We start from the raw sequence: 24,624 nt of genomic DNA on the forward strand, positions 1-24,624 counted from the left end.
ATGCAGACGGCTAACGAAAAATAGAAAACACTTTGCCCAGCGCGCAGAAAATTTTATTTGCTCGCGCAGGGCCAGCCCGTCAGCACCAACGCGAGTGGGTGGTTAAGAAAATTGTATTAAGAAGCCAGTTGTAACGCCCGAACGGTTGCCCGTTAGCCCTCACGCCAGTGGGTGGCTAGAAGAAGCTGATGTTGCCTTCGTCGTCAAATTCGATGCCGTTGGCGGAGAGGATTTGCAGGACAGTCTGGAAATCCTTGAGGCGTTGCAACTGTTCATTGATCTGCCGGAAATGTTTGAGACTGGTCACCGGTACGCGTCTTAAGGCCGGAGCCTCTATCGGACTGCCCAGCAGGATCATGCCGACATCCATGTTGAGATTGCCGTGTGCGACTTTCATGTGCAGGTTGGTTGGCACGGCAAGGTCGAGCTTGGAACGGGTGTCGACGATAGCCGGTGAACTTTCTTCCGGGTCTAGGAACAGGAGGATGCGGTCCAGTGCTTCTTTACCAACATGGGTGATGTTCATCTCCGCACCGATCTGATCGAGTGAGATTTTCTTCCCTCCGCCCTGGTTGACCTTGAAGTTGAACTTGAGGTTGCCGTCGATTTCAGAATCGCGGCCCGAAGGGGTGACCTGTTTTTTCACCAGCTTGTTGAAATCGAGATGCGCGAAGCCGGTCGAGAACTCAAGTTCGGGTCCTTCTTTCGACTGTGAGAGAAACAGATTCCCGGCCACTGAGCCTCCCATGACTTCCATCAGGAACCGGTCGAGAAATAACTGGTTGCCGCGGTAGTACATGTCTATGCCAATATCTGACGCGGTGTGCTGGCCGAACTTGAGTGCGCCGATCTTGAAAATATTTTTGTAGCGTGAGAATTCGCGCAGTTGATTAAAAAATCCCTGCCGCGAGGCGTTGAACTGTTTCTTTTCTTTAAACAGCAGACGATCGAGCAACAGGGTTTTGTTGATGAGGAAGCGGCCGTCAAGATCTTCCACAATGCCACCGGATTCGTGCCGGGCATTTAAATGCCCGATATCCACTTCCCCATTTAAATCGGCCTGTTGTCCTGCAATCAGTTTTATGTCCAGATGTGAGTTGATTTTGCCATCCGCCTGCAGGCCCGGTACCAGAGGGGATACGGCACCTACATCAAGACCCAGACTGGATTTCAACGCGACGTCGAGGGTCTTTAAAATTTGAATCGGAGTTTTGTCTTTCTTGCCGCTCAGGAATGGGCGGAACCCTTCCACGCGACCCGACAGTGTTTGTTCGATCTCTTGCCCGGGAAGGGAGACTTTATGCTGCTCAACTTCCAACGTATCCCAGTTTTTAATGGCGTAGTGGAAAGCCAACTCGGGAGCCAGTTTTAAATCGTAACCCAGATCGGTTTTTGTGAAGTGAGCAACTTTTGAAGCGCCTTTTAGATCGACTTTGTTGTTTTTCAGAGTGAGCTCGGTATCAAAATCCAAACCTTCAACCACCATTGCCTTTTCAGGCCAGTCAACCGTGACACCGGCCAGTTTGAGTTTTGAGTCCACAGTGACTGGAATGTCCATCTTCTTGATCGCGATTTCGTCCGGCCGTTTTCCTTTGGCATTGGCAACGAGAGATGCCGAACCGGCCACCTTCATGCCCTTTATCGCTTCTTTGAATTTTGCAGGCACGAGAGCCAGCAGTTTTTCGAGGTCCATTTTGTCCATGCGGGTCTCGACATCGAATTGATCCCCCCACGATTCAATTTTCCCTTTTGTTTTCCAGTTGACGACACCCGGCAGGACCACGCTTAAAAGACCGAGGTCCACATCGCCGCTTTTCAGGTTCTGACTGCTGCGCGTTTCAAACTGCAGATCCTCAAGTGACATCTGCAGGTCTTCCTGCTGTACGGAAGGTTTCAACACCCGACCCTTGATTGCCGCGTGGGTCTTTTGAAGGTTGAGGTCCTTCGCATCCATATTAAAAGCGGTGTTGAAACCGCTGGCGGCAAATTGTCCCATCGCCTCAATTCCCTTGATCGCGAGTTTTCCCGTGGCGGTCATGTTCTCAGCTTCACCGGGGGGAAGTACATCGGCGCGCGAGTTCACTTCAAGATCAATTCGGCTGACTTTAATGTCAGGTTCTATACCCACGATGCCTTCAGATTTGAAGGTGGTTTTCTTTGTGACTGGAACCCGGCCAACGTTGCCATCCAAGGACAAAAATTTGTCCAGTGAAATGGTCGAGGTCATTTCGGTGGCACCGGCTTGATATTTGCCAAGTGCATGGACCGAATCCAGTGAAGTTTTGATCACCACCCCGGGAAGACGCACGCCCAGTTTCTTTTTCATTTCAACAGGAATGGAAAGCCGCGTGCTCAGACCCTTGACTGAAAATGCCGGCTCTTTCATTTCAGCATCCAGTCCGATCAATTGAACATTGGTGTCAGCTGTCATGTTGACGGGCATGAAGTCTTTATCCAGACTGCCAGACGCCTTCTGGGAAAATCGCATTTCTCCCTTAAGCGGCCCAAGCCCGAAGGTCTCTGTCATATCGGGAGGAATAAATCGGGAGGCTTGAGAAAGGTCGCTGGTGAAGGATTGATCCATCTTGAATCCTTTTTTCCCAAACGCTTTCGCCTGGAGAGAGACCTTGGAGGTCAAGGCTGTTCCTGCTTCCAGTGCAGAAGTGAAGGATTCGATATCTCCGGTCTGGGTATCCCCTTTAAAGTTTCCTTGCAGTTTGATTGGCGTGGTGATTTCACCCACCTGCGGAAGATCCATGGTGAAAGTTTCCAGTTCCGTTTTGTAGGTTGTCACCATCTTGGGGAGCAGGGGACCGGTTCCTTTTAAGTCGAACTTGTGAGTCAGCTGTTCGAAATAGAAACCTGCAAACTCACCACTGGTCATTTTCAGCTCACCATTGGTTTCCATTGAATAGGGTACAAGACCTTTTACTTTGACATTTTTAATATCCAGCCCAAGACCGACCCCGTTAAGTTGAGTCTTGAAAAGAGGATGGCGAACCAATCCGTTATCGAGTTTGATGGTTGCCTTTGTAAGAAAAATATTTGCCGGCTGGTAGTTTCGGAGGCCCCCCCGGATTTGTACATCGGTAAGTCCCAATTGACCATTGAGTATCATGGGTGGCAAGAACGGTTTTGCAAGAGCGGTCAGTTCGTTCAGGTCAAAATCGCCTTTTGGTATTTTGAGATTAAAACCGGGATGAGGACTCAGAAATCGCTGGACTTGCCCCGTCAGGCTCATACTGGTGCCATTGGCCACTTTTAATTTCACGCGGGACAGATCGAGTATATGGGATGCCATATCAACGCCCGCTGCAAAGTCGAGGCGTGTATTGACAGGTTTGAGTCGTTGTTTCATGGTGACGCGGGTATCTGTCAACCCCAGCGTTCCGGTTACAAGGGCGCGGTTGATATCCTGTGCGTTCAGGGTGATGTCGGTGTCGAGGTAAGTCAAAAGGTTAATTGCAGGTTCTAGAGAAGAAACGTAGGTGACATTACTCGAATTTTTTTCGCGTGACTCTTCTCCCATGTGGACCCGCACATTGACATCAAGTCCATTGGTGTCCGCCTTCCCCCTGGCCTCCAGGTTTAAACCTTTGAGGTGGGCGGTCATCACGTCGTCCATCTGCACGTTGACCTCGATGTCGTTTACAACAAGTTCAGTGAGTTCCACCGGAATCGGAATCACTGGCATGCCTGAGGGTTCAGGGGGAGGTGGCTGTGCAGGGCCGGCAAGGTCGAGAAGGGGTTGGAAATTCCACACTCCGTTTTTGGATATCAAGTTGACATGCGGTCGATTGACCTTGAGCGTGTGGACAGTGAAGGAACCGTCTATTAATTCCAGCAGGTCATAACCCAGTATCAGGAGGTCAACTTTAAACAGCGGATCTGTTCCACCCAGTTGAACATTCTCGAATTCGAAACCTGTCAGCAGATTGAATTCAAGGCGACCGATCTTCACCGGCATTTTCAGGTGTGTGGTGAGTTGGTCCTCAGCAATGGGACGGATTTCTTCCGATGGGAAAAAATGGGTGAGGATCGCGCCAAGTCCAACCACGATCAGAACCAGCATCAGGAGCAGGGAGAACGTCCAACGGAAAAGACTGCGCAGAAAAGACCTTTTTTTCTTAACCTGCTTTGGCGGCGGATTGACTGACTCTTCAGACGTGCCTTCAACCGGATCGGTCTCCTGATCCTGCACGTTGTCCTCCACGGGATTTTTTTTCGAAGGTCGTTTCATTTGTTCTTTTTGTATCAATTATCCTGAAAAAAACCGGCGAGTGCCAGGGTCACATCCGTCAAAAAATCCAGATCCAGCGTATCCAGTGTATCCGTCGCTTTATGATAATGCGGGTTCCTGAAATCAGCGGTATCAGTGACCATCACTGCCGGAATGCCTGCCTCCCAGAACGGAACGTGATCACTACGCCGTACATCGCGAATCACTTCACCCTTGCCTGGAACAACGAGGGTTTCAATACCAAGCTCCGGACGGGTGCGTTTCATTCCTTTAGTCAACGATGTCACCAGTTCCATTGAGTCTGTATTGCCTACCACTGCTATGAAGTCCCCGGTGTCCGGATACTGGCCGGAATCCACCCCCGGTGGATATTTTTGTGCGCCAAGGCGTTTGTCGGTATAACCCAGCATTTCCAGTGCGATCATGCCATCGGGCTTGTTATTATTTTTTACCGCGTCATCAGCCCAATACTGGCTGCCGACGAATCCGTATTCCTCCAGAGCAAAGCCCATTAGGATCACTGGGCCTGCCGGAGGATTTTCTGACAGCATACGTGCGATTTCCAGAAGAGCTGCGACCGCACTGGCGTTGTCATCGGCGCCCGGGCTATCAGGAACCGAATCGTAATGGGCTCCAATCAGGATAACCGGTGATTCCGGATTTTTCCCGGGAAGTTTTGCCTGAACATTGAACGATTCCAGGTCATCGAACAGTACCGGGAGAATTTTGGGGTGGAGTTCCCATTCCTCGAACCGGTCGACGATATACTGTCCCACCGCATCCATTTTTTCAGGGGTAGTGAAAGGATTCCGTTCACCCACAATGGCGTCAAGATGTTCCTTGAGATTCAGTTTGATTTGGCTGGACAGGTTCAACCTGAACCTTTCGTCAAAAATCAAAAAAGAGTTTACATTTCAGTGGTTTCAACCTAACATACCCGCATGATAAAGGTCGAGTATTTTTCAGACTATCGAACCTTTCCACAGATTCGGGCTTTATCTGAAATCATCCGTTTTTCAAGAATTACTCTCCATTCAGACCCCAGGTTGGTTAAATAATTTTCCGATCTTTTCAACGGATTAACCTGAAAGCAAAACCTCCATCCTGACCCTATGACACCCTCCACTTCCACAGCGCATAATTACACGGGACAACGCCAAAAAATGGTGGAAGACCAGCTGGTTGAGCGTGGAATAAAAAATCTGGGTGTATTGGAAGTGATGAGCCGCCTGCCGCGTCACATGTTTGTTCCTGAATATCTTGGGCACAAGGCTTACGGCCAACACCCATTACCTATAGGCCACCATCAGACTATTTCGCAACCCTATGCCCAGGCTGTGATGACGCAGGCATTGAACCTGACGGGGACAGAACGTGTCCTTGAAATAGGAACCGGGTCTGGTTACCAGACTGCCCTGCTAGCAGAACTTTCTGCCCAGGTGTTTACGATTGAACGATTGAAACCTCTTGGGCAAACGGCGAAAGTGCTTCTTCAAAAACTGGGTTACACTAATATCAATCACCGGTTTTGCGATGGCACTTACGGGTGGCGCAACATGGGGCCTTACGACGCCATCCTGTTTGCCGCCGGAGCACCCGAGATGCCCAAGGCACTGGTCGATCAACTGGCCATGAACGGACGGCTGGTAGGGCCGGTTGGCCCGGATGGCGAGCAAAAACTGGTGATGCTGACCCGAACCGAAGCTGGGATTGAAAAAGAGGAACTGGGCGATTGCAATTTTGTTCCACTCATAGGAAAATTCGGGCATCCCTCGGCTCCGAACAGAGCCAGAGGTTGAAGCCCATACGCAAAAACTATTTTAGTTGGTGTCGTGCTGAGTAAAGGGAGGTTCCGTGTTTAATCGTATTCGTAAAGAAGGTAATTTCGTATTCGGTCCGGGGATCCGGTCGAAGATAGATTTTGATTACGCTTCCATGTCAGATGCCATGAATGAAGCCTATTGCAGCCAGCTTATAACCAAACTGCAAGCCTGGCAAAAGCAGCATGGGCGTTTTGATGTGGTTGTCGGTCTTGAAACAGAAGGTATCCGCATTGGACATCATCTGGCAAAAACTCTCAATCTTCCTTTCCATATAATGCCGCACCGAAAAGTAGAATTGGCTCATGTGCCGATCCCTGATTATCCGGAAGATACCCACTGGCTTCTGGTAGACGACATCATTGTTACCGGTACCCAGTTTCTCCAGGCTGTGGATACCCTTGAGATTCCCGAAAAGCCGGAGACGATCACTTATGCCTGTATGATTAAGCGCAACCCGAAGAACCTTGATTACTCTGCAGTCACCGGGGACCCGGACAAGGAACAACTGTGGGTGAGAAACGAGAGATTTGATTTTGTGGATCGCCGCCTGGTCTACCTGTTTGCTGAACCGGAATAATATCGGGATCCTCTATATATAGTTTGCGCTTTTCCTTCAATCCGAGGTTATATGCCTAAGGACGACTGGCGCACATTCACCATCTACAACTGCGGCACCGCGTTTAATCGCAACAACCGCGATGAACTGGTGGCCGATCTTGCTTCCCGCACCCTGGGTGAAGAAGGTGACAACTGGATTGTCAACGCTGGGCCCGGCAGTAACCCTGAAGACAATCTGGAGCATTTTGCAAAAAATCCGGAGACCGGTGTCTACGGTATCCAGCCTTTGACCCCCCAGGCCCGTCCGGGCACATACGACCCCATCACTAAAAAGAAAAAGAACTGGTTTAAGAGTACATCCGGTATTTGGGGAATGGCCACCGGCTCCGGTTGGGAAGATAATGTCAAATCGACCATTCACCATATAGATGGGCTCAACGCAAAGGGTCGGCTACCCGAGACGATCAACATGGCAGGCTGGAGCCGTGGAGCGGTGACTTGTCATATGATCGCCAACGCGCTTTACAAAAAATACAATTCGATCAAGGTTAATATTTTTGCCATCGATCCGGTTCCGGGTCTGGGGCAATGGCGCAAGCATCGTACGAAAATTGATTCCAATGTAAAAAGCTACGCGGTGGTTTACCAGGAAGATGAGAAGCGCGGCTCGTTTAAAGCGGTGGTGGTGAAGCACGACAAGATGACGCGTTTTCAAATCTATAACATGCCGGGTGGACATTCGACTGGAGTGCAGGGGAATAAAAAAGTGTATGGCGGAAACATCGACATGGCCGTGCTGGTTCAGGATTTGTCAGAAAAGTTTCTGACCGACCACGGTACCCAAATACAAAAATGTATAGGACTGACCGATGCGCAAAGCCTGGAGCACTATGCAAAGATTCGGGAAAATATTTCGCGTTACCGGAAAGATACGGTCGGGTTCTGGGGCGGCAAAGTCGACAAACACAACCGGAAGGTAAAGGCGGGGTTGGGTTCAGCCTTCCATGAGTTTTTCATCAACGAACATCACGATAGGTTGTTTCTCCAAAAATACGCGGCCCTTTATGGCTATCTCGTCGCGAAGAATCCAACCAGCATGCAACAAAAAGCACCCGATGCCGCCCGTGATCTCCAGCGGCTCAAACTGGAGTTGCCCATTACCTACCGGGTATTGGTCAATAACACCGTATTAGGCAACGCCCTCGAACCCTTTATCACACCAAAAATCACCACCCGCCCGCGGCGATAATTCTAAATCCTCCGGCGGTAAATCCAAAACGCGGTATGCCACTTGTTCGGTATCGCTCGCGCCACTCGGAGCCGTGACGGTCACAATGGTGGTGGACTCCCCTGCAGGCAGCGGGCCCGCCGGAAGACACGTGGCGGACGCACGCCCCACGTTACAACTGACTGGCACAACATTGCCGTTCACGCTAATGGCTATCCAGCTTTGAACAACACCAAGCCCGTCTCCACAACTGAACACAATGTCCTGATCTGATCTTTCAACCATCCCTTGATCCGATGGTGCGGTGATCGTAATATCCACTGCCGTCACCGGTGGTGTCGGCACCGCTCCGACCCATTCCCAAAACACCGCAATCCGACCTTCATTGTCCTCAACGTATGGAGCCCAGTTCGGTTTGCCGTTGGTAACAAACGTTTGTTTCACACGGAACACCAGTCCGTTTCGCACCACACAACTGTCCTCCTCATAGGAAATACCAGCAGTGTTGTCGTAGTCGATTAAGGCTCCGTTGTTACTGCACTGGGGGAAGGAAGAAACTGCGGTATTCTCCAATTGCCGGGCCGCATTCAGGTGCGGGTTTCCCAGCGATGTCGTCCTGGTAACCCCCCAAAGTCCATGCTGAAAGCAACAGCAAGAAGGAAAGGATAAAAACGGTTGGAACCACGCGGGAACGGATAACCATGTCACCCCCTACCTGGAAGTCTGAAAAATGGTCTAATTTAATTTGATAAACGGATATAGTTTGGCAATATTATTTCTGAAATACATCATGACTTTAATAATTTATTTGTAGTGAAAAAGAGACCTGATCGGACCAAGGAGTTGATTTGTCTCTTTACCGGGCTCCGCTTATGTGAGGACGGTCTCCACCAGAAGAGGAACCGCTGATATGGGCGTCGGGTTGGGCTGTTTCACCAGCTCCGGGTGATGCCGAGCCACTGACGTGGGGATTTACATCATCGAGTCTGCTTGCTCCGGAATCCGGATTGGCCCGATGGGCTTTTCGCTTGGCCCGCATTGCTTCCCGGTGTTTGCGGGCTTTTTCTTGCATCGCCTCCCGGCGTTTCTTTAATTCTTCCATACGGTTCATAACTGCTGGGGGTTTTTGTTTACCGAGATCGACACGTTCTTTCCCATCGTCTACAGCGTCATCATAGCCAGCCGCTCCCGGGTCGAGGCGAACTTTATCCTGCATTTCCTGCTTGTGCTTCAGGGCCTTTGCTTTCATTGCCTGGCGACGTGCTTCAATTTTTTTCCGTTGTTCCGCAATGCGGGCAGCTTTTCTTTCCTGCATTTCTTTGCGCCTTGCATCGAGGCGTTCTTTTTCTTTTTTAGAGACATTGGCAGACTTTCCTTCCAGTCGATCATTTTCTGCCCCAATTTTTTTTCGCCGCTCCTCACGCCTCAGGTCCCGGGCCTTGCGTCGTTCTTCCCGTTTTTTTCTCAACTCATCAAACTTTCCTTCCAGATTACGAGGTTCACGTGAGGGGGGAGCCACTTCTCCGGAACCGCTATCTGCTTCAGAATTCCTGATCCTGTCTTTATATTTTTGATAGAAACGCTCCCGCGCACTCAGACCTGAAGTGGAAGAATCGACACTGTCTTCCCCCCAGGCTGGAATTACAGGAATGAGGATTAATAGCGCGAGTAAAAAAGTAAATACCGAAGTGAATGAATCCAGGTTATATTTCAGCGTCATAAGAAGTCTCACTGAGAATTAGGGAAGTAGGAGATTGCTTCGCAATAGTTTACCATCCTCTTCAGGCCTCAAAAGCAATATTCGTATCGTTAAAGTACCGACCCTTTAGGCAAGTTGGTCAAAATCTCTTGAAATTCTGACCCTTTTTCGGTCACAATGCGTTATTCCAATCATTTATCCCGGTAATTGAATCCATGCTCGCTTTTTCAAAAGACATCACTGACCGTGAATACACGCACCCGGAAGAAGAAAAGAATGCTAAATTTCAGCAGTTCATGGAAAACTATCGCAAACTGAACCATGAACGACTGATTTATCATGCTCTTGAGCACGCAAAATCATATCTGGAAAAAAGCATCAACGATTTTCGTGGCGATGCGTCCAAACTGGAACCCTACATTCAACAGGCTTTTCCTAGTGCACACCGGTTCAGTGACCATGATGAGTTAACCCTCATGTTGAGAAAACTGATCAACGCTCACAATGCCACCAACAACTGGTACAAGATGAACGGCTTTTACCTTAGTGTTGTGTACGATGCTCTTGAGCGATTTGTGAAGTTTTATAACCGTACACTTCGCGAATCTCCCGAAAAAGCCAGGGAGTACGGTATTACCGAAGATAACGAAGTCGATTTTGACGACTGGGTTACCCTGTTTTTTCATGATCTTGATTTTTTTATCGGGCTTCCTTCCCAATATGTGCATTACATATTCATGAAGCGCAACCGTGAGATCGAAAAGTTTCTCAAGACAGAGCAGGATGCCGGCACTTCCCTTCAGGACGCCGTTCAAAAGGCCAATGAAGAGTTTCACCTTGAACCTTCATCCATGAAGATCCTTCAGGGACAAAAAATCGATCAGAAAGATCTTGAGTTGTTTTATACCTCGGTGGAAAACCCCATTTATGAACACTTGTATGACCCGAATTCCCCGGAAAGCCTGATGGATGGAGAATCTATAGTTGGCCTTGCCTTTTTCATGACGTTCCAGTTTAAAGGCATGAGTGAAGCGGAGGCAGATTCGGTGATGAACGAAACAGGTGTCATATCTAAAAAGTAAAAACGTGTTAAAATTAAAGTAATTATTAAATGGCAGGTTATCCATGGGTGATTTTCGCCAGTGATTTCGCCAAGAAATTTTAAATTATTATCAGCCTATAAATGACCTTCAAATGGTTTTTTTCTACCATTGAAGGCTTTTAATTAATAACGAAAGGACAGGACACTGAAAACAAATATGGCCTGGGACGATTTACACGATCCAAATAATCAGGAACCCCCGCGCAATCCGCGCGGAAACCCGCCCGGTGGTGGATCAGGCGGAGGTGGAGGCGGCACTGGGGGAGGGCCCCAGTTTGAAATCCCCCAGTTTAAGGTGCCAAAGCTGAAAGGCTCCTCGGTAACGTTTGTTATTCTTTTCCTTTTAGCTCTCTGGATACTGCCCAGCGTGGCGTACTTTGTCGAGCAGGGTGAGGAAGGTGTGGTGGTGCGGTTTGGTAAATATGTTCGTAGCGCGCAACCCGGTCCTCACTTAAAGCTGCCTTCGCCTATTGAGCATGTTTATACGCCAAATGTTGATAGGGTGCGTGTAACGGAAATTGGATTCAGGAAAACCCGATCCGGTCAAATTAAAGATTTTCCGAACGAATCCTTAATGCTCACCGGAGACCAGAATATTGTCGATATTGATCTGGTTGTGCAATGGAAAATTAACGACGCAAAAAACTTCCTTTTCAATGTACACGAACCAACGAAGGCGGTGCATAACGCTGCGGAAACCACCTTGCGCGGTATTATCGGCCAACATATTATTGATAATGTTTTGACCACCGGCCGTACTGACATCCAGATCCAGCTTAAAAAAAGTATGCAGGATCTTCTCGATACCTATAACGCTGGAATAGAAATCACTCAAACCCAGCTCAAGGATGTAGATCCGCCAGCCCAGGTTGTCGCGGCATTTAACGATGTGACCAGTGCCAAGGAAGACAAAGAGCGGATGATTCATGAAGCGGAAGGTTACCGAAACGCAATTATCCCGGAGGCAAGGGGTAAGGCGGCGCAGGTTGTGCGAAAGGCCGAGGCATATAATCAGGAAGTGATCAAGAAAGCAGAGGGTGATGTTTCCCGTTTTCTCCAGCAGTATCAGGAATATAAAAAGGCACCGGAAATCACCCGGAAACGAATCTATCTTGAAACCATGGAAGAAGTATTCCCGAACGTGAACAAGTTTGTGGTTCCGGAAAAAGGCGGCGGGGTACTGCCTATTCTCCCTCTAAACAACAGCCTGAACGATTCCCTCACCGGAACCCAGGGTAGAAAATGAAACTTCATGAAAGGCTCATCTGAATGAAACCTGGAAAGTTAATATTTCTAGCAATTGTCGGGCTTGTTCTTTACGGGTCCATGTTCACCGTCGACATGAAGCAGCATGCCATTGTCCTTGAATTGGGTGCTTTTGAGAAAACAATCAGTGAGCCCGGTCTGTACTTTAAAAAACCCCTTATCCAGGATGTTACCTATTTCCCAAAACAACTCCTGGTGAGTGATGCCGAGCCTGCCGAGTTGATTACCCTCGACAAGAAAAATTTACAGATCGACAATTACTCCATGTGGCGAATTGTTGATCCGTTGAAATTTCTGAAAACCGTGCGCACTATTAATAGTGCCGCTTCGAGGTTGGACGATATCATTAATTCCGAACTTCGGGTGGAACTCAGTAACCACGACCTGATCGACGTTGTGACCAAGACGCGCGAAGAAATAATGGAAAAGGTTGCAAAAGAATCGGCTCAAAAAGTGACGGAAATGGGAATTGAGGTCATCGATGTCCGCATCAAGCGTGCCGACCTGCCGGGCAAGATTGCTGACTCGGTTTTTGATCGTATGCGTACAGAGCGCCAGCGTATCGCGCGCGAGTACCGGTCAGAAGGAAATGAAGAGGCTACCAAGATCCGTGCGACCACGGACAAGGAAAAAGTTATTCTCCTCGCTCAGGCCTACAAAGAAGAGCAGAAAATTCGCGGTGAAGGAGACGGACGCGCAACAAAGATTTACGCAGACGCTTTCAATCAGGATCCGGAATTTTATTCTTTTATCCGGTCAATGCAGGCTTACAAGAATTCGTTCAAATCGGATACGACTATTTTATTGTCCGAGAAAAGCGACTTCCTGGAGTTTTTAAACAAAGATCATTGATCATGGACGTCCCAAGTCCCCATTCCCCTAAAGTTCAAGAGCCCGACCCGGAACCCGACCAACCTCCACCGGCTGAGGTCACTCTATGAGTGATGCCAGGAATGTGGTTATCGTTGGAGCGGGTATTGTTGGTTTTAATCTGGCCCAGGAGTTATCGCAGGAAGGTCATGATATTGCCATCATCGATCGGGACAAAAAGAAAATCAAACTGATCTCTGAGAAGCTTGACGCTCTGGCAATCCACGGAAATGCCTGCCTGCCCAGCGTCCTCATGAAAGCTCGAATCAAACAGGCCGACATTGTAATCGCTGTTACCGAAAAAGATGAAGTTAATCTGATGGTCTGCTTTCTCAGCCATAAGTTTAACGTGCCCCAGCGACTTGCGCGCTTACGCCACATGGAGTTTACTAACGAAAGCCGGATTTTTACCCCGGAAGAGTTGTACGTTGATCAGGCCATCAACCCGGGCGAAATCATCATCGATTCGATCACTAAAATCATTAAAACTCCTGGTGCCAATAACGTTGCAGACTTTGGCAACGGGGAAATTTTACTCCGTGGCTTTGATGTTCCGGAAAATGCCCCACTCGCGGGCAAGACGCTGGAAGAGATCACAGCGGTGGCCGAGTTCAACTGTTTTCAGATTGTCGCGATTGTGCATGAGGGTGAAATGATTCTGCCGGTCCCAAGTGACATGATCAATGTTGGGGACAAAATCTTCATCCTTGTGGATAAGGAAATGTTGCCGCTGGTGTTGCCAATGCTTAACCGGCAAGTGGACGAAATCCAGAAAGTGGTAATCTTCAGTGCCAACCGGTTGGCCATCCAGCTTGCGGAAGCGCTGGAAAAGTTTATTCCCGATGTGTCTCTCATAGAACCCGATCTGGATATGGCCAATACGGCTGCAGACAGACTGAGCAAGGCGGTGGTGTTGCATGGTAGCGGAACTGATCCGGATCTTTTGAACGATATCAACATTCAGGAGGCTGATCTGTTTTTATCTTTATCAAGCGATGATGAAGACAATATTCTGGCGGCCCTCCTGGCCAAACGACATGGCGCGAAACGCAATGTGGTGCTCACTCAGGATCCCGATTACCTGCCGATTCTAGATTCCATTGGTATGGATATCACCATCAACCCGCGCCTGATCACGGTCAGTGCTTTACTGAAACACCTGCGACGTGGGCAGGTTTCTTCGGTGTATAAACTGATTGAAGGAGAAGCGGAAGTCATCGAAATAATCCCGACGGAAGAATCGTCAGTGCTCGGAAAAAAAACCAGTAAATTAAAATTACCCGATCATGCCCGGCTGGGAGCGATTCTGCGCGATGGAGAAATGGTGGTACCGAATGGTGCAACCACCATTGAAAAGGGGGATACGGTCATTGTCATCACCCTCCCGGACAGTATTGAAAAAATTGAAAAAATTTTCGCAAAGAGGACGTTCTTTACGTAGCCGATGAACATCCGCGCCATCCTAAATGTAGTTGGCATCCTTCTTATCCTGCTGGCAGTCATCCTGATCCTGCCAATCGCAGTCTCTCTTATATATGATGACCCGGCAATCCCGGACCATATGGGCGAGACGACAGCGTTCGGCCTCGCTTCCTTCCTGTCCGGGGCCTGCGGTGTTTTCATGTGGAAGATGTTCCCATCAGGTATTGACCACTTGCGGGACCGTGAAGGTTTTGCCATCGTGGGTTTTGCCTGGGTCACCATCGTATTTTTTGGTGCACTCCCTCTATATTTAACCGGTGCCTGCCCTCAGTTTGTGGACGCCTATTTTGAGTCGATGAGTGGTTTCACCACTACCGGGGCATCTGTCCTGAAGGCTATCGACCCCTTGCCTCACGGGATTCTGTTCTGGCGCAATCTCATGCAGTGGATGGGAGGGATGGGAATCATCCTCTTGTCCCTTGCTATTTTTCCCGCCCTGGGAATCGGCAGCTTCCATTTGTTTAAAGCGGAAATTCCTGGCGGATCGACTGTTGAGCGCATGTTGCCAAGACTTGCGGAGACAGCAAAAGTATTGTGGAAAACCTACGTAGTCTTAACGCTTGCGGAAATGGTCCTGCTGATGATCGGCGGGATGAGTGGTTTTGACGCGTTGTGTCATTCCTTTTCGACAGTAGCCACTGGTGGGTTCAGCCCCCACACGGCCAGTGTGGCGCATTTCGATAACCTGTACTTTGAAACGATCATCCTGATATTTATGGTGCTGGGTGGGATTAACTTCGCCCTGCACTATCATCTCCTGCATGGGAATTTCCAGGTGGTGTTTAGCAATCCGGAATTGCGTTTCTACCTCGGGCTGTTGGTGGCAGGTGTTTTATTCGCAACAGTAGGGCTGAATGCCCACTTCCCTGAGTACGGAATCGGGCAGTCGCTCCGATATGCATCCTTTAATGTGGTGTCCATCAACACAACCACCGGGTATGCGACCCACGATTTCAACATGTGGCCGGGGTATTTGAAATTATTTTTGCTGATCATCATGATGGTCGGGGGATGCGCCGGGTCGACCAGTGGTTCATTCAAGGCGATCCGTATCATCATTTTGTTCAAGGTTATCATGCGCGAATTCCAGAAACTGATCCACCCGCGCGCGGTCATTCCTATCAAGGTCGCAGGAAAAACCCTCGACCCTGACCACGTTATGAATGTGGTTGCGCTATCAGGGTTGTTCATCGGCATCGCCACCTTCAGTTCACTTTGTCTGACTTTTATCGGAGTGGATTTGACCAGTGCGGTTTCGGCCTCCATTGCAACCTTGTTCAATATTGGTCCGGGTTTGGGAAGCGTGGGACCGGTGGCGAACTACGCCGAAATGCCGGTAATAGGCAAATGGATGTTGACCCTGTGGATGCTGATGGGCCGCCTCGAAATCTTCGGGATCATGTTGCTGTTCTTTCCGGTTACCTGGAGAAAATAGCTTTCTTCCTTCCTTTTGACTCCTGAGTTTTTTCCAATTCAGGAAAAGTGAAAATCAGATACTTAAAAAAAGTTTCCTGGCCGCCTTCCGTAGAGCACCATAAAACAGTAGGGATTTTTGATTTTTTCCCTTAGATTATACGTGAGGGTAATTTTTATGGGAGATTGTTATGTCGGCTGCACATGAAGAAAAGAGTTTTCGAGAAAACGTCAATCTGACTTTTGATATTGCGGCATCCACGCTCGATATCCCTGAGGGATTGGGATATTACATTAAGGGTGTGAATAATGTTTATCAGGTACGTTTTCCAGTCAAGATAAATGGCAAAGTGGAGAGCTTCATCGGATGGCGGGCTGTTCATAGCGACCACCGGTTGCCGGCCAAGGGAGGTATCCGGTTTTCACCCATGGTCAACCAGGATGAAGTCGAGGCGCTGGCAGCTCTGATGTCTTATAAGTGCGCGCTGGTCAATGTTCCCTTCGGTGGTTCCAAGGGCGGGCTGGTGGTCAATCCAAAAGACTATGACGAAGAGGCGATGGAGAAAATCACTCGCAGGTTTGCGTTTGAATTGATCCGCAAAGACTATATCAATCCTGCAATCAATGTCCCCGCACCGGATATGGGTACCGGAGCGCGGGAAATGGCGTGGATTGCCAGTACCTATGCAGCTCAAAAAACAGGAGATGTGAATCACCTGGGTTGTGTTACCGGGAAACCGGTATCGCAGGGGGGAATCCGCGGCAGGACCGAAGCGACTGGTCGGGGAGTGGTGTTTGGCTTACGCGAATTTTTCCGCCACTCGGAAGATGTTAAAGAAGCGCGGATGGAAGGCAGCCTGGAAGGCAAACGAGTGATCGTGCAAGGGCTGGGAAATGTTGGTTTCCATACCGCAAAGATTTTGCAGGAAGAAGATGGCGCCAAAATTATCGGTATCGTCGAATGGGATGGAGCGATCTTGAATCCTGAGGGATTCGACATTGAGCATGTGGCGCAGTACAAATTAAATATTGGAGGATTAAGAGGTTATTCTCAGGGGACATTTGTCGAGGATGGCTCCAGGGTATTGGAGCAGGAATGTGACATCCTGATTCCTGCAGCCATGGAAGGTGTGATCAATGCTCATAATGCGACTCACATCAAAGCAAAACTGATTGCCGAGGCGGCGAACGGCCCTGTCACCTTCGATGCAGAAATGATCCTGCGCGATATGGGTGTGGTGATGATTCCCGATATTTACCTGAACGCCGGTGGTGTGGTGGTGTCCTATTTTGAATGGATCAAGAACCTGTCGCATATCCGGTTTGGTCGGATGACACGACGGTGGGAGGAAGGGCAAAACGCCCTGTTGCTGGAGGCAATCGAAAAATCCGGAGGAAAGGTTCCGGATGATCTCAAGTTAAAACTTCAACAGGGAGCCAGCGAGCTGGAACTGGTGCGGTCCGGACTGGACGATTCCATGCGCGAAGCGTTTCAGAGTGTGCGCGAAATTTACTGGTCGAACGACAAGGTGCACTCATACCGCATCGCGGCAATGGCGTTGTCGATTGAGAAGATCGCCATTAGTTATCAGGAAATGGGTGTGTATCCGTAACACTTTTGGAAAATTCATTTATCTTCATTCTATTTGGACAATGTGCTCCCTCACCAAAACGGGTGGAGGGGGCGTTGTTTTTTTTATAAATTTTAATGGGCCTTAAAGTGCTCCGTTTTTTGAATGCTAAACCAAAGATGTTTCCCTATTCCTTCCTGAAAAAGCAAACTGACGATATACTCTAAGCTTGATTTTAACAGGCTGGCTTTTGAAAACTTTTGCCAATTTAAAAATATTTACAGGTACCTTCATCGGCTTGATTTTGATGCTCCCCATCTGGCCGGTAGAGGGGTTGTGGTTCGGCCTGCCCGCGTGGGCAGTGCTCTGCGTACTGGGCTGTGCAGCGACTTCCTGCTGGATCGCCTGGGCCGCGCTTTTCCGCTGGCGCGAGCTGGAAGGAACCGATCCCGTTGACTGAGCTGCCGTTCGGCCCCGGTGCTCTTTGGGTGGTCGCTCTTTACCTTTGCGGACTGCTCGTCATCGGCGCAGTGGCCTATCGCAGTCGGCGCGAGGAAAGCCTCGGCGATTTTTATCTGGGCGGACGCAGCATGGGCCTTGCGGTATTGTTTCTCACCCTCTACGCAACCCAATACAGCGGCAACACCCTCTTCGGTTTTTCTGGTGCGGCGTACCGACAGGGTCTGGGTTTTCTGGTATGTGTGCCGTTCATGACAGCCATCGTGCTGGCCTATTTACTGCTGGCTCCGAAACTGTATAAGCAAAGCCGCGCACACGAATTCATCACCCCCGGCGATTACATCGAACAGCGGTTTCAAAGTCCGGCCCTGCGCATCGCCGTCACCCTCATTATGATTTACGTCCTTTGCAATTTCACCCTGGCGCAGATGAAAACCCTCGGCACTGCATTCGAGGGCATTTCCCAGGGCCGCGTACCGATGTGGGTGGGTGTGATTGGTCTCGCACTCATCATGCTGGTTTACGAATCCCTGGGGGGTATGCGCAGTGTAGCGTGGACCGATGTTTTGCAGGGCGGCATTTTGATGACAGGTTTCTGTTTATTGCTTTTCATGGCATTTCAGCATCTTGGCGATCTGCCTTCTGCAATCAAAACGTTGGCTGAAAACCCGGACACGCGTCCCAAGGTACTTGCACCAGATGCGGAAGGTACCCGCACCTGGCTCAGCTTTATCCTGATGGTGGGACTGGGCGGCTCGATTTACCCGCAGGCGATTCAACGTTTGTACGCGGCGGGAAATTCGGACACCCTGCGCCGGTCACTGGCCTTGATGGGCTTCATGCCCCTCATCACCGCATTGATCGCTGTGACAGTTGGAGTGTTGATGGCAGCGCATCACCCGAACCTTGGCGCAGGTTTGTCGTCCAATACGGTGCCGTCGGAGACGGCGCTGACCCAATTGTGCTTTGAGGTCATGCAGGCCTCGGCGTTTGGATACTGGCTGGTGGTGATTTTGTTTGCCGCGATTCTGGCAGCTGTGATGTCTACCGCCGATTCAGCCTTGCTTTCGATCAGTTCCATGGTGACCCGTGATGTTTATGGTCGGTTTATAAATCCCGATGCCAGCCAGCAACAGCTGACCCGGCTGGGTCGCTGGGTCACGGTGGTGATGATGGTTCCCATTGTTCTATTGGCATTGACATATGAAGGAACGCTCATTCAGTTGTTAAAAATTAAGTTCGATCTGCTCATTCAGTGTGTACCGGCTTTCTTCCTGGGGGTGCACCTGCAGAATTTAAATTCCCGTGCTGTTCTTTTTGGTCTTATTGCCGGTGTTGTGACCTCTCTAAGCCTGATCGTGGCAGGTTATAGTACGCTGTGGGGATTCCACTCGGGGATATGGGGGCTGGCCCTGAATCTGTTGGTTTGCACGGCGGGTTCGCTGTTTTTAAAAAATTCCAACATCCCCCACTAAAATGGTACACTGCGTCCCTTCCAATTTTATTTTGGTATATAACCCCTGCAAATTTTGAAAGCATGACCGACTCTTCCCAATACGAACAAAGCGGCGTCAGCAACAAAGGTGCTGAAACGGCACTCGATGCGATCAAGCGTCACATCCCGGCTACAAGGGATTTCAATAAGGATTTCCCGGTTGCGCTTGACCTTGGATACTTTGCCAACGTGATCGATATTGGTGGAGGGCAGGGTCTTGCCTTTTGTACCGATGGCGTTGGAACAAAAGTGATCGTTGCCGAACTGGTTGATCGTTACGACACACTCGGTATCGACTGTATCGCCATGAATGTTAATGACCTGATCTGCCTCGGCGCGGTGCCGGTCAGCATGGTCGACTATGTTGCATGCTCACACACCGACCCCCGTATTTTTGAAGAGCTGGCTATCGGGTTGAAAGAGGGGGCACGACAGGGCAGGGTGAGTATTTCCGGCGGTGAAATTTCCCAGGTTAAAGAAATTGTAAAAGGAATCGACCTTATCGGGAGCGCTGTTGGGCTGGTGCAACTTGATGCCGTGAATACCGGTCAGGATGTAAAGCCTGGACAGGTCGTTGTAGGGATAGCTTCCAGCGGGGTTCATTCTAATGGACTCACATTGGCGCGACGGGTGCTGCTGGGTGAATCACTTGAAGAGCAGAAAAAGAACGTTGGAAAAATGGAAAGCTCATTGGGCAAAACATTGGGCGATGAGTTGCTTGTTCCTACTTATATTTATGTGCAGGATATGCTTGCGTTGTGGAAGACCGACGTGAAGGTTCGCGCCATGGTGAATATCACCGGGGGCGGCTTGAGCAACCTCAACCGGGTCAGCGCCGATGGAATCCAGTTTGTCCTCGATAAACTTCCCGAACCCTTGCCTGTGTTCCAGTTGATTCAGGAACGCGGCGGGATAAGCGATGACGAGATGTACGATGTTTTTAATATGGGAACCGGCTTCGTAGTGGTCGTGGATGACGAAGACGCCGCCCAAGTCGTGATCAATACCTGCGCAACCTTTGACCATTCTGCCCAAATCATTGGTCGAATCGAATCAGGCGAAGGCAAATCGGTTGTGGTACCTCAGAAAAACTTGAAACGCATAAAGGCCTGAAACCTGCCCGGATCTGATTAAGGCGAGATTGTTCCAGACTCCTCCTTTCCCTTCAAATTGATATATTTCTAAAAACAATGCGGAAAAACTTTTTGCTGATTGTGCGAATTCTCCACAATCGGATGGATGTCCAGGCGCATCTGCCTTCCCCCGATTAATCATTAAAGAATATGATTATTACTTTAGAGATTCAAAAAATCACAAGGATATGTACGAAGGGTCGCTGGAAAAAACGCAAAAGTTTTTAAAAGAATTCGAAAAATAGGGGTACTAAAAATATGATGAAATTTGCCAAGCATGGATAGCTGTTGAATCTATATGGAAGTTTTCTCGGAGCGACCTTTTTTAGTTTGCGCGTTCTCCTTGATTCTTCTTTCCAGCGCTGCTTCCACATCCTCAATTGTTACTTTCAGGCATCCATCCGATATCAGCCATGATTCCCGGTAGATTTCAATAAACTGATCGGCGAATTGTTGGCTACATGTATTCGAAGCCTCGGCTATATAGTCCATAGCTTCTGAATAACGCAGTGTGGCTTCAATCACGTTAGATGGTTCGTAAGGTGGGGAACAGGAATCACCTGTGCTGGCCCAGCCGATATTGGGCAATCCAAGTAATATCAAAAGGAGTATCAGGTGTTTAGTCATACTCCTATTGTATCGGGAATCGAATCTACAAATCAATACAGGACAATTGAGAGGAAAATCAGAAAAACCTACCCAGGAAAACGAACAATACTGCGATGGGGCTTACGTATTTGATCAAAAACTCCCAGGCTCTGGCCCAATGGAATTTGGTTTCGTGTCTTTCGATTTCCTGATGCGCCTTGTCAGTGCCCCACCACCAGCCGACGAAAATGGCTGTGAGCAACCCACCCAGCGGCAACAGATAATTTGAAGCGATGTTGTCGACTACATCGAAAAATGTTTTTCCAAAAAAAGTGACGTCATTCCACAGTCCGAATGACAGCCCTGATGGAATGCCGAACAGGTAAATAATTATTCCCAAAGTCACCACCGCGTTTTTCCGTTTCCAGCCAAACTGATCGATGAAGAACGCGACAACGGCTTCCAGAAGGGAAATAGCCGAGGTCAGGGCAGCAATGGCCAGCAGGCTGAAAAATCCAATGGCGACAATGCCACCCATGGGCATTTGAGCAAACACGGTGGGCAATACCGTGAATACCAGGCTGGGACCTTCGGTGGGCTGCATACCCACAGCGAACACCGCTGGGAAAATCACCATCCCCATCAACAGTGCGATGAAGGTGTCGAACAAGACGACATACACTGTTGCAGAAGTGAGGTTTTCTTCCGGCGGCAGGTAACTTGCGTAGGTGATGAGGCAACCCATGCCAAGACTCAGGGAGAAAAAAGCCTGTCCCATGGCCATGAGAATGACTGATCCGTTGATCTTGCTGAAGTCAGGAGTGAGATAAAATTTAACTCCTTCCATGGCACCGTCAAGCGTGAGCGACCGTATCATCAGAACCACCAGCATGAACACCAGAGTGGGCATCAGGATGTCGCAGGCTTTTTCAATGCCACCCCGGATGCCTCGGATCACGATGGCCATGGTGATCCCCATGAAGATCGTGTGATAAAGGAGGACCATGGGGGTGTCGGAAATAAAATTTCCAAAAAACTTTCCTGAAGCTTCTGAAGATGAGAAGAAGGAAACATTGCCGGTAAGCGATTTGGTGACGTAGGCCAGGGTCCAGCCTCCGACGACGGCATAAAAGGACAGGATAAGAAATCCAGCCAGTACGCCCATGAATCCGATTATGACCCAGGGAGTATTAGGCGCGAGTTTCCGGAATGCGCCGACAGGGTTGAGTCCTGTACGGCGGCCGATGGTGAACTCCGCCAGCATAATGGGGAGTCCGACTACAACGATACAAAGCAGATAGATGATGACGAAAGCCCCACCACCATTTTGTCCTGTGATGTAGGGAAACTTCCATACATTGCCCAGGCCCACAGCAGAACCCGAGGCCGCCAGAATAAATCCCAGCCGGGTGCCCCACAATCCGCGATTGTTTCCAGAATCAACTTTCATGGTGCGATAGTATAAAGAGGATGATGGATTCGGGCAAGAGGGTTTCCCTTAGTTGGCAATACGCTGGTGTGCCCTGTTTTAAAAGAGAGCTTTGCGTAGGTGTTCTTTGCACGATGACAATAAGGATGCCCCACTTCGACGGGCTCAGTGTGACATATTAAGACAACAGCACCCCATTCTGAGCCCTTCGGCTTCGCTCAGGACAGGCTCCGCAAAGAACCTCGCATTCGATTTTAATTCCGGGGTTATGCAATGGTCTCGTTTTGGAAGAGGCGGGCTGGGCTATAATTGGTGAAAGCTTGTTTCTTCGGAGATTAACCAAGGTGCTTAAATAAACAGGAATCTGAAAATATTCTAATGACCAAGGCACGCGACAAAAAAATAAACGAGTTGCTGGAGCAGGCTCCCAAGCTTCCCGGTATTTACATAATGAAAGGGGGAAAGGGAGAAATTCTCTACATAGGCAAGGCCAAGGTATTGTACAACCGCGTACGTTCCTATTTTCAGAAATCGGTGCATCTTGCGCCACGTACGCGGATACTGGTGCCGAAGATCGAGGATATCCGTTTTCTCACCACCAAGACCGAGCAGGAAGCGCTGATTCTTGAAAGCAATTTTATCAAGAAGCATCAGCCGCGATACAACGTATTGCTCAAGGACGACAAGCACTATCCGTACCTGCGCCTGACAACCCAGGAAACGTATCCAAGATTGGAGGTGGTGCGACGTGTGAAGAAGGATGGGGCAACCTATTTTGGACCTTACACCATGGTGCGGGAGGTCCGTGAAACCATCCGCCTGATATATAAAATATTTCCCTTAAGACAAAGTTCTGATCCTCTGGATGGCACTCCCAAACGAAGACCCTGCCTGAATTTCCAGATGGGACGTTGTCTGGCCCCCTGTGCCGGGGAAGTGGCCCCGCCGGATTATCAGAAAGTTGTTGAAGAAGTGTCTCGGTTTTTGAAAGGAAAAAATAACGATCTCATTGACCGACTAAAAGAAAAGATGAACCAGGCTTCGGATGAAATGCGATATGAGGAGGCAGGTGTTTTCCGCGACAAGATCGAAGCGGTTAAAACAGTTCTCGATAAACAGAAAATCATTTCCACTTCCCTGGTTAATCAGGATGTGATCGCCTGTCACCGGGATCGGGGATTAGCCGTGGTTCAGGTGCTCATCATCCGCAACGGAAAAATGGTCGCCGAGAAATCATTCAAGATGCAAAACGCCGACGAGGCCGATGCCGAAACCATCGGCTCTTTTTTAAAACAGTATTATCTGGAAGAACCCATGATTCCTCAGGAGATCCTGTTATCGACTGTTGTCGCGGATGCGGATCTTATCGAACAGTGGCTTACGGATAAGCGTGGCAACCGTGTGCATGTTGAAACTCCGGTTCGTGGACAAAAAAGAGACCTGGTGCGTATGGCGGAGGAAAACGCCCGGTTTGCCGTTCGGGCGGAACTGGACAAAGGGGACGTGGCCACTCGAAGTCTTGAGGAATTGCAGGAAACCCTGGGCTTGCGTAATTTCCCTCGCGTGATCGAGGGCTTCGATATTTCCAATACGATGGGGCAACAGGCCGTTGGTTCCATGGTGCGTTTCGAACACGCCCGACCTGAGAAAAATGAATACCGCCGTTTCAAAATAAAAACGGTGGAAGGGATAGACGACTACGCGATGTTAAGTGAGGTGTTGACCCGACGCTATATGCGTCTCATTGATGAAGAACTGCCCTTACCGGATCTAGTTCTGATCGATGGGGGCAAAGGACATCTCAATACCGCATTCAAGGTTCTGGAGGCGCTGGATATCGAACACCGGGTCGATCTGGCCTGCATCGCAAAAGGTAAGTTTCGACGCGATGTCGAAACCGATGAAGTGTTTTTACCGGGACGCGATCAGCCAGCCTGGTTCAAGGATAATTCCCCCTCCCGTTTTCTTCTGCAGCGGGTTCGAGATGAATCCCACCGCTTTGCCATCGAATTTCACCGCAAGCTGCGGGGCAAAAGCAGCCTGGCCTCCCCTCTGGAGTCGATACCGGGTGTTGGTAAAAAGCGCCGACTGGCCTTGCTCAAGCATTTTGGAAGTCTGGAGGCCATCAAACAGGCGACTGAGGAAGAAATCGCCAAAGCTCCTGGCATCCCCGGTCCTTTGGCTTCAAAAATCGCAAAAAATATTTGATATCATACAGTTAGGTGGATAGCGGGACAGGCTCAACCTTTTGGCCTGAAAATCCGAAAA

General features: G+C 49.4%; 19 protein-coding genes. 13 read left to right on the forward strand and 6 right to left on the reverse strand.

All coding sequences use genetic code 11. The features are described 5' to 3' along the window. Positions 1-175 precede the first annotated feature (175 nt). Both G3M70_08970 and G3M70_08975 read right to left on the reverse strand, forming a co-directional pair. Complete coding sequence (locus G3M70_08970; protein ID QPJ61998.1) at positions 176-4,240, reverse strand: AsmA family protein; 4,065 nt, start codon at positions 4,238-4,240, stop codon at positions 176-178. 14 nt (positions 4,241-4,254) lie between these two features. Next, entirely contained in the window at positions 4,255-5,115 is an 861-nt protein-coding gene (locus G3M70_08975) for a M20/M25/M40 family metallo-hydrolase (protein ID QPJ61999.1), read from the reverse strand. A gap of 288 nt (positions 5,116-5,403) precedes the next feature. On the opposite strand from G3M70_08975, the gene G3M70_08980 reads away from it, so the two are divergent. Genes G3M70_08980 through G3M70_08990 form a run of 3 tightly spaced genes read left to right on the forward strand, consistent with a single transcriptional unit; the run spans position 5,404 to position 7,870 of the window. Continuing rightward, the gene (locus tag G3M70_08980; GenBank protein ID QPJ63768.1) at positions 5,404-6,039 is read left to right on the forward strand and encodes a protein-L-isoaspartate(D-aspartate) O-methyltransferase; all 636 of its coding nucleotides are present in this window, start codon (positions 5,404-5,406) and stop codon (positions 6,037-6,039) included. A gap of 55 nt (positions 6,040-6,094) precedes the next feature. After that, positions 6,095-6,640, forward strand: coding sequence for a phosphoribosyltransferase (locus G3M70_08985; protein ID QPJ62000.1), 546 nt, complete (start codon positions 6,095-6,097; stop codon positions 6,638-6,640). A gap of 51 nt (positions 6,641-6,691) precedes the next feature. Further along, complete coding sequence (locus G3M70_08990) at positions 6,692-7,870, forward strand: hypothetical protein (protein ID QPJ62001.1); 1,179 nt, start codon at positions 6,692-6,694, stop codon at positions 7,868-7,870. Here the strand turns inward: G3M70_08990 and G3M70_08995 are convergent. Both G3M70_08995 and G3M70_09000 read right to left on the reverse strand, forming a co-directional pair. Further along, positions 7,811-8,557, reverse strand: coding sequence for a hypothetical protein (locus G3M70_08995; protein QPJ62002.1), 747 nt, complete (start codon positions 8,555-8,557; stop codon positions 7,811-7,813). The two genes, G3M70_08990 and G3M70_08995, sit on opposite strands and share 60 nt — an antisense overlap. 148 nt (positions 8,558-8,705) lie before the next feature. Further along, positions 8,706-9,569, reverse strand: coding sequence for a hypothetical protein (locus tag G3M70_09000; protein QPJ62003.1), 864 nt, complete (start codon positions 9,567-9,569; stop codon positions 8,706-8,708). A gap of 194 nt (positions 9,570-9,763) precedes the next feature. Between G3M70_09000 and G3M70_09005 the strand changes: the two genes are divergently transcribed. From G3M70_09005 to purM, 9 genes are all read left to right on the forward strand, one after another. Continuing rightward, the gene (locus tag G3M70_09005) at positions 9,764-10,630 is read left to right on the forward strand and encodes a hypothetical protein (GenBank protein ID QPJ62004.1); all 867 of its coding nucleotides are present in this window, start codon (positions 9,764-9,766) and stop codon (positions 10,628-10,630) included. A 177-nt stretch (positions 10,631-10,807) separates the two neighbouring features. After that, complete coding sequence (hflK, locus tag G3M70_09010) at positions 10,808-11,896, forward strand: FtsH protease activity modulator HflK (protein QPJ62005.1); 1,089 nt, start codon at positions 10,808-10,810, stop codon at positions 11,894-11,896. A gap of 23 nt (positions 11,897-11,919) precedes the next feature. Then, positions 11,920-12,768 (forward strand): protease modulator HflC, encoded by an 849-nt coding sequence (hflC, locus tag G3M70_09015; GenBank protein ID QPJ62006.1) that lies wholly within the window; start codon positions 11,920-11,922, stop codon positions 12,766-12,768. An 85-nt stretch (positions 12,769-12,853) separates the two neighbouring features. After that, the gene (gene trkA / locus G3M70_09020) at positions 12,854-14,227 is read left to right on the forward strand and encodes a Trk system potassium transporter TrkA (protein QPJ62007.1); all 1,374 of its coding nucleotides are present in this window, start codon (positions 12,854-12,856) and stop codon (positions 14,225-14,227) included. A gap of 3 nt (positions 14,228-14,230) precedes the next feature. Then, a complete protein-coding gene (locus G3M70_09025; protein QPJ62008.1) occupies positions 14,231-15,703 on the forward strand; it encodes a TrkH family potassium uptake protein in 1,473 nt (490 codons plus the stop codon). 169 nt (positions 15,704-15,872) lie between these two features. Next, the gene (locus tag G3M70_09030; GenBank protein QPJ62009.1) at positions 15,873-17,294 is read left to right on the forward strand and encodes a Glu/Leu/Phe/Val dehydrogenase; all 1,422 of its coding nucleotides are present in this window, start codon (positions 15,873-15,875) and stop codon (positions 17,292-17,294) included. A 208-nt stretch (positions 17,295-17,502) separates the two neighbouring features. After that, positions 17,503-17,712 carry a hypothetical protein gene (locus G3M70_09035; GenBank protein ID QPJ60358.1) on the forward strand — a complete coding sequence of 70 codons (210 nt, stop codon included), beginning with the start codon at positions 17,503-17,505 and terminating at the stop codon, positions 17,710-17,712. Further along, the gene (locus tag G3M70_09040; protein QPJ63769.1) at positions 17,699-19,186 is read left to right on the forward strand and encodes a sodium:solute symporter family protein; all 1,488 of its coding nucleotides are present in this window, start codon (positions 17,699-17,701) and stop codon (positions 19,184-19,186) included. Before G3M70_09035 ends, G3M70_09040 begins: the two co-directional genes overlap by 14 nt. 62 nt (positions 19,187-19,248) lie before the next feature. After that, positions 19,249-20,319 (forward strand): phosphoribosylformylglycinamidine cyclo-ligase, encoded by a 1,071-nt coding sequence (purM, locus tag G3M70_09045; GenBank protein QPJ62010.1) that lies wholly within the window; start codon positions 19,249-19,251, stop codon positions 20,317-20,319. 314 nt (positions 20,320-20,633) lie between these two features. On the opposite strand, the gene G3M70_09050 is transcribed toward purM, so the two are convergent. After that, complete coding sequence (locus tag G3M70_09050) at positions 20,634-20,966, reverse strand: hypothetical protein (protein ID QPJ62011.1); 333 nt, start codon at positions 20,964-20,966, stop codon at positions 20,634-20,636. A 58-nt stretch (positions 20,967-21,024) separates the two neighbouring features. Continuing rightward, the gene (locus tag G3M70_09055; GenBank protein QPJ62012.1) at positions 21,025-22,377 is read right to left on the reverse strand and encodes a sodium-dependent transporter; all 1,353 of its coding nucleotides are present in this window, start codon (positions 22,375-22,377) and stop codon (positions 21,025-21,027) included. 357 nt (positions 22,378-22,734) lie between these two features. Here G3M70_09055 and uvrC point away from each other — a divergent pair, with 357 nt between their 5' ends. Further along, positions 22,735-24,564: an excinuclease ABC subunit UvrC gene (uvrC, locus tag G3M70_09060; protein ID QPJ62013.1), complete on the forward strand. Its 1,830-nt coding sequence runs from the start codon at positions 22,735-22,737 to the stop codon at positions 24,562-24,564. Positions 24,565-24,624 lie beyond the last annotated feature (60 nt).

Origin of the sequence: Candidatus Nitronauta litoralis (genome assembly GCA_015698285.1) — a bacterium.
Lineage (GTDB): Bacteria > Nitrospinota > Nitrospinia > Nitrospinales > Nitrospinaceae > Nitronauta > Nitronauta litoralis.

Coding starts and splice junctions, on each gene's coding strand:
- uvrC (QPJ62013.1), top strand. CDS start 22,735: ATGACCAAGGCACGCGACAAAAAAATAAACGAGTTGCTGGAGCAGGCT.
- G3M70_09055 (QPJ62012.1), bottom strand. CDS start 22,377: ATGAAAGTTGATTCTGGAAACAATCGCGGATTGTGGGGCACCCGGCTG.
- hflK (QPJ62005.1), top strand. CDS start 10,808: ATGGCCTGGGACGATTTACACGATCCAAATAATCAGGAACCCCCGCGC.
- G3M70_09025 (QPJ62008.1), top strand. CDS start 14,231: ATGAACATCCGCGCCATCCTAAATGTAGTTGGCATCCTTCTTATCCTG.
- G3M70_09050 (QPJ62011.1), bottom strand. CDS start 20,966: ATGACTAAACACCTGATACTCCTTTTGATATTACTTGGATTGCCCAAT.
- trkA (QPJ62007.1), top strand. CDS start 12,854: ATGAGTGATGCCAGGAATGTGGTTATCGTTGGAGCGGGTATTGTTGGT.
- G3M70_08980 (QPJ63768.1), top strand. CDS start 5,404: ATGGTGGAAGACCAGCTGGTTGAGCGTGGAATAAAAAATCTGGGTGTA.
- G3M70_09005 (QPJ62004.1), top strand. CDS start 9,764: ATGCTCGCTTTTTCAAAAGACATCACTGACCGTGAATACACGCACCCG.
- G3M70_09000 (QPJ62003.1), bottom strand. CDS start 9,569: ATGACGCTGAAATATAACCTGGATTCATTCACTTCGGTATTTACTTTT.
- G3M70_08970 (QPJ61998.1), bottom strand. CDS start 4,240: ATGAAACGACCTTCGAAAAAAAATCCCGTGGAGGACAACGTGCAGGAT.
- G3M70_09030 (QPJ62009.1), top strand. CDS start 15,873: ATGTCGGCTGCACATGAAGAAAAGAGTTTTCGAGAAAACGTCAATCTG.
- G3M70_08990 (QPJ62001.1), top strand. CDS start 6,692: ATGCCTAAGGACGACTGGCGCACATTCACCATCTACAACTGCGGCACC.
- hflC (QPJ62006.1), top strand. CDS start 11,920: ATGAAACCTGGAAAGTTAATATTTCTAGCAATTGTCGGGCTTGTTCTT.
- purM (QPJ62010.1), top strand. CDS start 19,249: ATGACCGACTCTTCCCAATACGAACAAAGCGGCGTCAGCAACAAAGGT.